The sequence below is a fragment of the Streptomyces sp. NPDC052052 genome (assembly GCF_040680455.1).
GTDB lineage: Bacteria > Actinomycetota > Actinomycetes > Streptomycetales > Streptomycetaceae > Streptomyces.
The window spans coordinates 139,945-150,883 of record NZ_JBFAWU010000019.1; the positions used below are offsets into that span (position 1 = coordinate 139,945).

A 10,939-nucleotide genomic window follows, 5' to 3' on the forward strand; every position below is an offset into this window, starting at 1 on the left:
GCCCCGTCCGGCGGCCCGGAACCCCTCGAACAGCCCATTCGAACACCCCGCGCCCACGCCCCCGCCCGAGCCCGCGCCGACGCTCCCGGCGTCGCGCACCACCCCCACCGCACGCACTCCGGCCACGGAATTGCTTAAGTGGCGACATGACCGACCACGCACCCCATCAGACGCCGGGACTGTCCGGAACCCCCCTGCACGTCGGACTCGTCGGCTACGGCCTGGCGGGTTCCGTCTTCCACGCCCCGCTGATCGCCGCGACCGAGGGCCTCGTCCTCGACACCGTCGTCACCTCGGACGAGCAGCGCCGGGCGCAGGCGCGCGGCGAGTTCCCCGACGTACGGTTCGCCGCGTCGCCCCAGGAGCTGTGGGGGCGGGCGGACGAACTCGACCTGATCGTGATCGCGTCGCCGAACAAGACCCATGTCCCGATCGCGACCGCGGCGATCGAGGCCGGACTTCCGGTCGTCGTGGACAAGCCGATCGCCGGTACGGCCGCCGAGGCACGAAAGCTCGCGGCCCTCGCGGAGGAACGCGGGCTGCTGCTCTCGGTCTTCCAGAACCGCCGCTGGGACAACGACTTCCTCACGCTCGCCCGCCTGCTGGCCGAAGGTGAACTGGGCGACGTACAGCGCTTCGAGTCCCGCTTCGAGCGGTGGCGCCCGCAGCCGAAGGGCGGCTGGCGCGAGTCGGGCGACCCGCAGGAGATCGGCGGGCTGCTGTACGACCTGGGCAGCCATGTCGTCGACCAGGCACTCGTCCTGTTCGGACCGGCGGTGCAGGTGTACGCGGAGTCCGATGTGCGCCGCCCCGGCGCCGCCGCGGACGACGACACGTTCCTCGCGATCACCCATGCGAACGGGGTCCGCTCGCATCTGTACGTCAGCGCCACCACCGCCCAGCTCGGTCCGCGGTTCCGGGTGCTCGGCTCGACCGCCGGCTATGTGAAGTACGGGCTCGACCCGCAGGAGTCCGAGCTGCGCGCGGGCGCGCGTCCGGAAGCGGGCCGGCCGTGGGGCGAGGAGCCCTCGCACCTGTGGGGCCGGATCGGCTCCGGGGAGTCCCCGCTGACGGGCGGCGGCATCCCGGTCCGCACGCTGCCGGGCGACTATCCCGCGTACTACGCGGCGATCCACGCCGCCCTGCGCGGGAAGGGGGACAACCCGGTGACCGCCCGCCAGGCCGCCGCGGCCCTCGACGTACTGGAGGCCGCGCGCCGCTCGGCCCGCGAGGGCGTCGTCGTGACCCTGCCCTCGGCCTCCGTTTCCACCTGACCGGCACCGGCAGTGCGGATGGCGTCTGTGGGAGGCCGGACCGAGCAGGCAGGTCAGGCGCGCCAGCGCTGGAGGTACCCGTCCCTCAGCGGTCCGCCGAGCAGGTCGAGCACCTCTTCAGCCGCAGTGACCAACGGAGTGGGATCGGCGTGTTCTGCCAGACGTTGATGGCCGTCCAGCAGTGCCTTCCCCCGCACCACATCCGCACTCAGCAATCTGCGGGGCAACCACTTGCCGATTCCCGTCCAGGCCCCGTAATAGGCAGTAAGCAGATGCCCGGCCTCGCGCAGGGTGAAATCGGCGAGTGCAAGCTGCTCATACCGGTTGGCCGACGGGGTGTCCACCAGATCGTCCATGAAACAGGTCAGGCTGTAGCGGCCTCGTTCCCATTCCCCCGCCGTGAGCGGCGGCGGACCGGCCGCGAGTACCGCTCGGGCCCGTTCACGCACACGAGAAAGATCGCCGTGAGGGTCCATCAACGGCAGGCCCTGGTCATAGATGAACAGGACCGTGCCGCGGCGGCGGGCTCTGTCCCACTCGAAGAATTCCGGTATGTCCGCAACGGTGTTCAGGAACAGCTCAGCCAGGCGGCCCTCATGGCGTACCACCTCCCGGCGGCTGATGTCCGAGTCCGGCAGCAGGATGGCCACGTCCAAGTCGCTGGACGCGGTGGCCCGGCCGTGAGCAACCGATCCCCCCAGCACGGCGCCCAAGGCGTCCGGGAAACGGGTCGTGACCAAACGCAGAGCCTGAGCAGCGAGATCCCCTAGTTCCTCCATGGGTGCTCATCGTGGCATCCGAAGGAGAGGCGAACCAGGGGCGAAGCACACGCTCTGGTCCCGTAGTTCAGAGAAGCGATCAGCGTAGTCACCGCGCTCAGGCTCGATACGAGCCGTCCCTCCAGGCCGGTGACTCACTCGGACTGCGCCGACGGCACGGCACTGTACGTACCGCCGGGGACCGAGACGGCCGTGCGTCCCGCGCCCGTCGGGGAGAGCTGGGACGGATCGCAGCCGGAGACGCAGGAGGTGCTGGAGCGGGAGATCCTGGTGGCCTCCAGCGACGTGGCGTGGAATGCCCACGGCTGGCTCCTCCTCGAGGACGACGACGATCCGGACGACCTCGACGAGGAAGAGGCGGTCTGGTACGCCCAACTCGCTGACGCCCTGGAGGAGTTCCGCGCCAAGGTGGGCATCCAGCCGACCATGGACCGCTGGGCCGACAAACCGCGAGGGGTGCCGCTGAACCCCCACAGCACCTGGGGCAGCTGCAGCAGGGAATTCCAGCGAAGGAGGGAAGAGGCGGTCATCACGCTCCGGAACGACCCGGAGCGGTTTGACGAGGTGTACGACACGGCCCTGAAGGAGATCTTCGGTGGAGAGCCACTGCTGAACATCACCCACTTCGGTCAGGACGACCTGTTCGGCTGGGGCGATGGCGAGGTGGGCTGGGTGATCCGCCGCGACGATCTGCGCGCCGGACGGCTCGACCAGGTGGAATTCGTCTGGTTCGGCTGATGTGACCCGGGCCAGGGACCGGTCCAGGCCGCGGACCGGTCCCTGGCCGGCCTCAGCCCACCGCCTTCTTGACCAGCGCGCTGATGCGCTGTTCGTCGGCTGCGGTCAGCTCCTTCAGGGCGTAGGCGGTCGGCCACATGGCGCCGTCGTCGAGTGCCGCCTCGTCGCTGAAGCCAAGGGTGGCATACCTCGACTTGAACTTCTGCGCGCTCTGGAAGTGGCAGAGGACCTTGCCGTCTCTGGCGTAGGCGGGCATCCCGTACCAGAGCTTGGGCGTGAGGTCCGGAGCGGCGGTCTTGATGATGTCGTGGATCCGCTCGGCGAGGACCCGGTCCGCTTCCGGCATCTCGGCAATCTTCGCGAGCACGTCTTGCTCCGCCGCCGCCTCCTTCTCCGCGCGGGACGCACCGCGCCGCGCTGCCGCCTTCTTCTGCTCCTGCGCGTGCTCCTTCATCGCTGCCCGCTCTTCGGCGGTGAATCCGTTGTACTGCTCAGCGGTCGTGCCGGAGTTGCCGGCGGAGGACTTCTTGGACGGCATGGCGGGCTTCCTCTCGTACAGGGATGAGGCGGTAAAGGGGCCGGCGCTGCGACCGAGCACGTTGCGGTGCGAGCCGGTGCCGTCGGCCGGAAGTGGTGAGGGCCATGACCCTCACGCCAGGGGCTGCTCGGCGGCCGTGGCTTCTCGATTCCTGACCGGTCGTGTCACTTGCTTCGCCACACACGCCGGCATCCCCTCCACCGTGAATGCAGAGCCCACGTCGTGGACCGCACCCCCGGCATCGGTCCGGTCGGCCGCCGCAGCCGCCGCCTGGCGCCGGAAGGCCCCGGGCGGCATGCCGACCAGCTCGGTGAAGCGGGTGGTGAACGTGCCCAGCGACGCGCAGCCGACCGCGAAGCAGACCTCGGTGACGCTGAGGTCGCCCCGCCGCAGCAGCGCCGTAGCGCGCTCGATGCGGCGCGTCATCAGATACGCGTACGGCGACTCGCCATAGGCGGCCCGGAACTGCCTGCTGAGGTGCCCGGCGGACATGCTGACACCCCGGGCGAGCGCCTCGACATTCAGCGGATGCGCGTACTCCCGGTCGATCCGGTCACGGACGCGGCGCAGCCGCGCGAGATCAGCCAGGCGCTGTGCCTGGACGCGTGCACGCCGCCACTCGGGCTGACACATGAGAACACTCCCCTCGCAGGTGGTCGCGGTGTCGGCCCGCACGGCCGCATCGATGTCCGCACGGCTCAGCGGAGCTCCTGGATGCGGACCAGGTTGCCCGCGGGGTCGCGGAAGGCGCAGTCGCGGATGCCGTACGGCTGCTCGGTCGGCTCCTGGACGACCTCGGTGTCACCGGCCTGCACCTTCTCGAACACGGCGTCGAGGTCCGGGGTGGCCAGCAGGATCCAGCCGTAGGTGCCCTTGGCCATCATCTCGGTGATGGTGCGACGTTCGTCCTCGGTGATCCCGGGGTCGGTGGCCGGCGGCGCCAGGAGGATCGACGTGTCGGGCTGCCCGGCCGGGCCGACCGTGATCCAGCGCATCCTGCCCTGCCCGACGTCGCTGCGGACCTCGAAGCCGAGAACGTCCCGGTAGAAGGCGAGTGCCTCATCCGGGTCGTCGTGCGGGAGAGAACTCGTGTGGATGGTGATGTCCATGACGAGCAGATTAGGGGCGGTCCGTGCACCGCGCTTCTCGAATCCTGATCGATCCGGAGACGCTCGGCGTTCATGGACCTGTCCCACGGAGCGCGCATGTTCCCGAAGGAGGGCCGGGAGTACCCGCAGGGCCGGGGCTACCGGGTTGTTTTCTCGGCGTACTACCGGGACCCCTCCACCAGGGCCCCGGTCCCGTCGATCTCGTCGCGGGCCAGCACCTCGCTGTCCGGGCGCCCGTCGCGCTCGCGCGGGCCCGCGTAGGTCACGGCGAGCGCGACCGCGAGGTTGGCGCCGAGCGCGAGGATGCCCGCGTTCACCCCCCACACCGGATCGTTCTCGGTGAACACGAACCCGCACACCAGGCCCACCCCGACGACCAGTCCGCTCATCGCCCCGAGCAGGGTCAGCCGCCGCCAGATCAGCCCCAGCAGCACCATGGGGAGCAGCTGCGCCATCCCCTCGTAGCTGATGAGGGAGAGCCGCACGAGGGTGTTCGGCGCGGTGTACGTGAGCACCAGCGCGATCACGCCCGCGGCCACCACGACGGTCTGCGCGGCCCCCTTCTGCCGCCGTTCCCATCTCGGCACGAGCGACAGCACACTGCGCCCCCACATCGTGCCGATGACCAGCATGAAGACGGCCATCGGCACGATCGACGACAGCGCCGCCGCCACTCCGATGACCCCGACCGCCCAGGCCGGCAGCGAGTCCACGACGAGCTTGAACAGCGCCAGGTTGGACTCGGCGCCGACGAGACCCGGCACCACGAAGAGGGCCGCCATGCCGAGCAGCATCGGTACGAAGAGCAGCACGTTGTAGGCGGGCAGCAGCATCGCGTTGCGGCGCAGCACGTCGGCGTTCTTGGCGCCGAGGTAGCCGGCGACGGTCGTCGGGAAGATCACCACGGTGAGGGAGTTGAGGAACGAGGTGGTGATGAACCACGCCTGCCCGAGCCCGCTGTCCCCGTGCCCGGGGAAGGTCAGCCAGTCGCTCTTCTCGGTGACGAGTCGGTCGAGGAAGGGCCCGTACCCGTCGAAGTAGTGGAGCGGTACGTAGAAGGCGAGGAAGCCGAGCGTGACGATCACCAGGGCGTCCTTGAGCACGGACACCCATGCGCTGCCGCGCAGTCCGCTCACCACGACGAAGCCGGTGGTGACGGCGAAGGCGATGAAGTAGGCCTGGTTGAGGCTGATCGCACCGTAGGAGATGGTCGAGACGACCACGCCCATGCCGGTGATCTGGAGCTGGATGTACGGCAGCAGGAAGACGGTCGCGAGTATGGCGACGAGCGCGCCGAGCCAGGGCCGTCCGAAGCGGTGCGCCACCATGTCGGTGATCCCGACGAGCCCGTGCTTGCGCGCGTACGCCCAGAGCATCGGCCCGACGACGTAGCCGAGTGCGTAGCCGCAGGACATGTACGCCACCACGTAGAGCACGGGCGCCCCGTAGTTGTAGCCCCATCCCGCGGCGCCGAGATAGCTGAAGCTGGTGTAGCCCTCGCCCGCCATCAGCACCCAGATGAACACGGTCCCGAGACTGCGCCCGCCCACGGACCACTCCGCGAGGCCGCCCTCACCGCGGCCCCTGCGCCGCCCGCGCGTCGCGAGCAGCCCGAGGGCGACGGTGACGGCCATGAAGAACCCGAAGACCGACGTGGCGACGGCGGCGTTCACCGGCGGTCCCCCCGTCGGGTCAGCCAGACGGCGACGGGTGTCAGCAGGGTCGCCCCGAGCAGCCACACGAAGAGGAACGGCAGGCCGAGGAGGACGGGCTGGACCCGGTTCACGAGCGGCAGCGCCCCCAGGTACAACACGTAGGGGACCAGCAGCCACAGCAATTGCGGACGTCGTCTGAGCACGTCAGGGAACCTTAGTCGGGTATTGCTACCGCAGCCGGACGTCCTTCAGCTTCCCCCAGACAACCAACCGGTAACGGGAGGTGAATTCGGGAGTGCATGTCGTGAGCGTCACATAGGAACCGGCCTCTCGGTACCCCGGGTACGGCTTCACGTTGCTGCGCGGGACGGCCGCGATGACACCGCTGTCACTCGCACCGGTCCGCGCGAGCGTCCGGTCGACGGTGTACGTGTACACGGCGTCCCGGGTCTCGACGGTGATCCGGTCCCCGCGCCGCAGCCGGTTGATGTACCGGAAGGGCTCGCCGTGGGTGTTGCGGTGTCCGGCGAGCGCGAAGTTCCCCACCTGGCCGGGCTGCGCGGTGCGCGGGTAGTGCCCGACGTACCCCTTGTCGAGGACGCCGCGCTTGCTGACACCCTGGGCGATGGGGGCGACGAGCCCGAGCCGCGGGATGCGGATGACGGCATAGGCCTGGTCCGTCGAGGATGCGGTGCCGCCACCGGAGGCACGCCCACCGGAGGCCCCGGACCCGGACGCACCGCCGCTCCCCGTACCGCCGTCACCCGCTGCCCGCCCCCGCGTCCCGTCCCCAGACGCCCCCCACTCCCCCTCAAGCGCCTCGACCTGGTGCTCGGCGGCGGCGCGGGCCTGCCGGTTGGTCCACCACAGCTGATGAACCACGAGCAGCAACAGGACGACGCCGAGCGTCACCACCACCTCGGCACCGGTCCACAACCCGCGCGCGACGATCCGACGCCCCCGCGAGTTCCGCTGCACCACGACCGGTATCCGCTCCCGCACGGCCCGCACAATAAGGCCAAGTCCCTCAACTCTCCAGGGGCCGAACCGCCCTCCGAACGGCCGCCGTACAGCAGTACGGTGTGGTACATGCGCCCCGATACGCCTGCTGACCACACCACCGAAGCCGAGCGCCTGCTGCGCACCGCGGGGCAGTATCCCGAGGACCGTGAGCCCCTGCTGCTGCGGGCCGCGGCCCATCTGGAGCTCGCCGACGACCGCGCCCGCGCCACCACGCTCTACGACGACCTGCTCGGCTCCCCCGACCTCGACCGCCCGCACCTGGTCAAGGCCCTGAAGGCGGCCAACCTGTGGGAGTACGGCCATGAGGCCGAGGCCCGCGCGATCATCGACGGCATCCGCACGGCGAGCCCGCGCGAGCCCGCGCCCTGGGAGATCGTGGCCGAGACCCTCGAATCGCACGATGAGCTGGACGCGGCCCACGACAGCTTCACCACCGCGCTGACCCTCCTCCTCACCCCGGGCGAGGAGGTGCCGTACGCCACGCAGTCGCTGCTGATCGGCCGCCACCGGGTGCGCAGGCTGATGGGCGTCGAGCACGACGCCTGGGACGAGCTGGCCGACACCGTCCACACGGCCTCCGTCCCGCTGGACGAGCTGCACGACCCGAAGCGCCTGTGGGCACTCGGCTCCTCGGACCCGGACGAACTCCAGGCCGAGATCACCCGCCTCCGCGCCGAACTGGGCACCTACCGCACCGCGCTGTCGCGCCCGTTCCCCGTCGCGGTGCTGCACTGGCCGGCCACCGAACTCGACGAGCTCCTCGCCGCGTACCCGGGCCTGCGCAGCGAGTACCCCTCGCACGCCGACCACCTGGACCGTCTGGAGGCGGCCCTGCGCGACCTCCACCAGGCGGGGACCCCGAACCTCGGCATCGTGACGGGCACGGTCCCGTCCTACGAGGCCTTCGCCGCCTCGGAGGCCGCGTCCCCCTCCGACCCGGACCTCCTCCCCCAGTACGCCACCACCCTCGCCGCCCGCGGCCGCGCCGTCCCCTGGCCCCCGGCCCGCACGGCGCCCTGCTGGTGCGGTTCGGTGCGGACGTACGGGGAGTGCCACGGGGCGGGGTGAGGGGCGGGGCGGGGGGTCGTACCGCACCCTGGTGTGCCCGCGTTCCCCCGGGAACACCACCTGATCCGATCAGCGTCCAGGAGCGTCCGAGGGGACCACGAGCAACGCTGCCATCAGTCGTCGAGATCTCTTGCGCCTCTGGGGCCGAGCGTGCCCGTCAGCTCTCTCGGAGAAGCGCGACCATTTGGTACGCCGGGTAGTCGCTGACCTCCGGCCACGACGCAACCATGCGCTCCAGGCGTGGCCGAAAACGCTCAAGGTCGAGCTCCGCCAACGCCATGCCGGCCACGGCCTGAAGCTCGATCGTAGGGAGATCCAGGGCCCGCATCAGCCAGTTGATCGACGTCTCCGACGAGGACATCCCCATCGCGCCGAGCGCCGGCCACCGACTGCGGTGCGGCACGGACTCGTCGAACGCGACCCGGGCGAGAACAGCGATCAATTCCTCCGACTCGTCGCTTCCCGGCAGCAGCACCTCAAGAAGATGGGCCGCGGCGTAACCAGCGCCCTCGATGCCCTCCTCCGACCGAGCGATGGCAAGTGCTTTCAGCACCAGTGGCGTGTCCCGCGGCTCGACCAGCTCCATGATGGCTGACAGAGCCGTGGCGACACGTTCCTCCGCCAGGTCGTCCTGAGCCGCACGCCCCTCGCCTTCCAACTCGCCACGCAACACGGCGCGGGCTCGTTCGAGGACCTCGTCCGTCGCGGCGGCAAGCTGGTTCTCCCCGCCGAAGTGCACGGACGACGCAGCGCTGGAGTAGTAGTTGATGGCCACGCAGACAGCATCGGGGTCGCCACTGCGAAGCAGGGCGTAGAACGCTTCCGGCACCTTGTTGTTCTCGCGCGGGGAGAGCAGCGCGACTCGCATCCTTTCCATGTTCTCGTCGCGAAGCTTGAATTGTTGCCAGTAGTGCAATCCAACCACCGCTCTCCCCGAATTGTCCTATTCGTCCTCGCCGGGCTTGACCTTGAGGACGCCATCGCCCTTACCGAAGTACTGGGCACGCCGCGCCTTGTATGTGGCGCGCGCTGCGTCTACGTCCTCGCCCGAGAGATGCTCAATGGCATTCGCCGGGATGGCCCCGAAGATCAGAACCTCCTGAGTGCGGACCGCATCACGCACCGCTCTCACCATCCTGTCCGGCTTCTTACTCAGGATGAATTTTTGGTGCCCCTCGGAAGTGGTGAGGTTCCTCAGATCGTTCGAATTGATGTACGCAAGATCGATCCTGATTCGCTCACTCTTCTTGCCGAACAGGTCTCCGTGCGGGTTCCGCACGTCTCCCGAGGGAACCGTGGTGGCGGAGACCCACGGACTGATTCCGTTGTGACCGGCCACATGTTGGGCTTCGCTGACCGGGCGCGTGACCTTCTTCTTCGGGATTCCCTTATCGCTCTCGATGTTCTCGCGATCAGTCGGCGTCGTGTTCCGGACCACGAACCGGGGTGTTTTTTGCTTGCCCTGATCATGGACGTACAGGTTGTTCGCGTCAGGATCACCCGCCCAAGTGTTCTGCTTGTGCTCGCCCTTCTCCTTCCCCAGGTCCACATATTCCCGCAGCCACTGCACATAGCCGATCGGCGACGGATCGACCGACTTCCCATCTATCACCGCAAAGAGAACGCACATGTCGTCAGACATCGGCTCCCAGAGCAATTCGAATCCGTCCTTCTTCGCCTGTTGCACCTGTGGCATGCCGTCGACGATCTTCTTGACCTCCGTCAAGAATCTCTCGCCATGGTAGTCCGCACTGGGCAACTTCCTCAGTCCGGCACCGATCGCGGCGCGCAACTCCCGCGCTTCGTCGGGGAGCGAAAAAACCTTGAACTCGGCCTCGGGATTGACCTTTGCGAAAATCTTCCAAGCGTACGAATTGGGGGATCGCACGGCTCGCAGTTCGGTCAACCGGTACTTGCGTTTGATGGCTCCCAGACGGGCGTTGAGGATCAGACTCAGGCGCTGCTTGCCATTCATGAGGGCCTTGGCCTCGGACACTGCCCGCCTCAGCCGCTCACCCTTGTCTCCCGCGGTGTCCTTCTCGTTGGCATCCCGGCCACGGGGCGAGGGGGCGCGCACGTTGCCCCTGTCGCGCGGACTCTTCCCTCGCTCTCTCGCCTTTCTGTCGCTCTTTCCTGGTTCTTTCTTCCTGCCTTTCCCTTTTCCTTTGAGTTTGTTCCAGAGGGCTTTGCCCTTCTTGACGATGAAGCCGACGATTTTGTCGATGGCGCGGTTGACGGGTTTGGCGACGGCGTGGAAGACGGACTTCACCTTGTTGGCGAGGTTGCCGATGCCGAGGAGTGAGGCGAGGAACCCGATGAGGACGGGGACGCTGACGGCGAGGGCGGTTTCGATCATTTTGGGGACGCCGGCGGTGCCGCCGTTGGCGATGGCGATGACGGAGTCGAGGACGGCGTTGACGAACTCGATGATCTGGGCGCCCTGGTTCACGATGAACGTGACGATGTCGATGATTCCCTTGACCGCGCGGACGAACGCGGAGGCGGGGTTGAGGAGGGAGATGATCCAGGTGATCCCGGCGACGATGACGGTGGGGATCAGGTAGCTGGTCAGTTTCTCCAGGATGGTGGCCTTGAGGTTGCCGGCCTCGGCCTCGATCTCCTTGACCGCACCGGCGGGGCCTTCGGCGGCGAGTTTCTTTGCGACGGGCACGGAGGTCTCGACGGCGGACAGGGCCTGGTCGGGGACGCCCTTGCGGGTGATCCGGGCGCGGAGGTTGGCCCAGGTCAGGCCGAG

The 10,939-nt window shown here is 68.6% G+C and carries 11 protein-coding genes and 1 pseudogene; 3 read left to right on the forward strand and 9 right to left on the reverse strand.

The features are described 5' to 3' along the window. Positions 1 to 146 precede the first annotated feature (146 nt). Positions 147 to 1,274 (forward strand): Gfo/Idh/MocA family oxidoreductase, encoded by a 1,128-nt coding sequence (locus AB0L71_RS23025; RefSeq protein ID WP_365246041.1) that lies wholly within the window; start codon positions 147 to 149, stop codon positions 1,272 to 1,274. Between the two features lie 53 nt (positions 1,275 to 1,327). On the opposite strand, the gene AB0L71_RS23030 is transcribed toward AB0L71_RS23025, so the two are convergent. Further along, positions 1,328 to 2,053: a nucleotidyltransferase domain-containing protein gene (locus tag AB0L71_RS23030; RefSeq protein ID WP_365246044.1), complete on the reverse strand. Its 726-nt coding sequence runs from the start codon at positions 2,051 to 2,053 to the stop codon at positions 1,328 to 1,330. Positions 2,054 to 2,182: 129 nt separating this feature from the next. Here AB0L71_RS23030 and AB0L71_RS23035 point away from each other — a divergent pair, with 129 nt between their 5' ends. Beyond that, positions 2,183 to 2,791 carry a hypothetical protein gene (locus AB0L71_RS23035; protein ID WP_365246047.1) on the forward strand — a complete coding sequence of 203 codons (609 nt, stop codon included), beginning with the start codon at positions 2,183 to 2,185 and terminating at the stop codon, positions 2,789 to 2,791. A gap of 52 nt (positions 2,792 to 2,843) precedes the next feature. Here the strand turns inward: AB0L71_RS23035 and AB0L71_RS23040 are convergent, their stop codons facing one another. The 6 genes from AB0L71_RS23040 to AB0L71_RS23065 form a co-directional block, all read right to left on the reverse strand. Next, positions 2,844 to 3,329: a DUF1801 domain-containing protein gene (locus tag AB0L71_RS23040; protein ID WP_365246050.1), complete on the reverse strand. Its 486-nt coding sequence runs from the start codon at positions 3,327 to 3,329 to the stop codon at positions 2,844 to 2,846. 111 nt (positions 3,330 to 3,440) lie between these two features. Next, entirely contained in the window at positions 3,441 to 3,962 is a 522-nt protein-coding gene (locus tag AB0L71_RS23045) for a helix-turn-helix transcriptional regulator (protein ID WP_365246053.1), read from the reverse strand. A gap of 65 nt (positions 3,963 to 4,027) precedes the next feature. Next, entirely contained in the window at positions 4,028 to 4,438 is a 411-nt protein-coding gene (locus AB0L71_RS23050; RefSeq protein WP_365246056.1) for a VOC family protein, read from the reverse strand. Positions 4,439 to 4,599: 161 nt separating this feature from the next. Continuing rightward, positions 4,600 to 6,111, reverse strand: coding sequence for a sodium:solute symporter family protein (locus AB0L71_RS23055; RefSeq protein WP_365246059.1), 1,512 nt, complete (start codon positions 6,109 to 6,111; stop codon positions 4,600 to 4,602). Further along, positions 6,108 to 6,266, reverse strand: coding sequence for a DUF3311 domain-containing protein (locus AB0L71_RS23060; RefSeq protein WP_365246089.1), 159 nt, complete (start codon positions 6,264 to 6,266; stop codon positions 6,108 to 6,110). The genes AB0L71_RS23055 and AB0L71_RS23060 overlap by 4 nt, the downstream gene beginning before the upstream one ends. A 55-nt stretch (positions 6,267 to 6,321) precedes the next feature. Beyond that, complete coding sequence (locus tag AB0L71_RS23065) at positions 6,322 to 7,095, reverse strand: class E sortase (protein WP_365246062.1); 774 nt, start codon at positions 7,093 to 7,095, stop codon at positions 6,322 to 6,324. A gap of 87 nt (positions 7,096 to 7,182) precedes the next feature. On the opposite strand from AB0L71_RS23065, the gene AB0L71_RS23070 reads away from it, so the two are divergent. Then, positions 7,183 to 8,184, forward strand: a complete 1,002-nt coding sequence (locus tag AB0L71_RS23070) for an SEC-C domain-containing protein (RefSeq protein WP_365246065.1) — start codon at positions 7,183 to 7,185, stop codon at positions 8,182 to 8,184. A 157-nt stretch (positions 8,185 to 8,341) separates the two neighbouring features. Here AB0L71_RS23070 and AB0L71_RS23075 read toward each other — a convergent pair whose 3' ends face one another. Both AB0L71_RS23075 and AB0L71_RS23080 read right to left on the reverse strand, forming a co-directional pair. Continuing rightward, a complete protein-coding gene (locus tag AB0L71_RS23075; protein WP_365246068.1) occupies positions 8,342 to 9,109 on the reverse strand; it encodes a hypothetical protein in 768 nt (255 codons plus the stop codon). Between the two features lie 18 nt (positions 9,110 to 9,127). Further along, positions 9,128 to 10,939: pseudogene (locus tag AB0L71_RS23080) on the reverse strand (hypothetical protein); the annotation flags it as partial.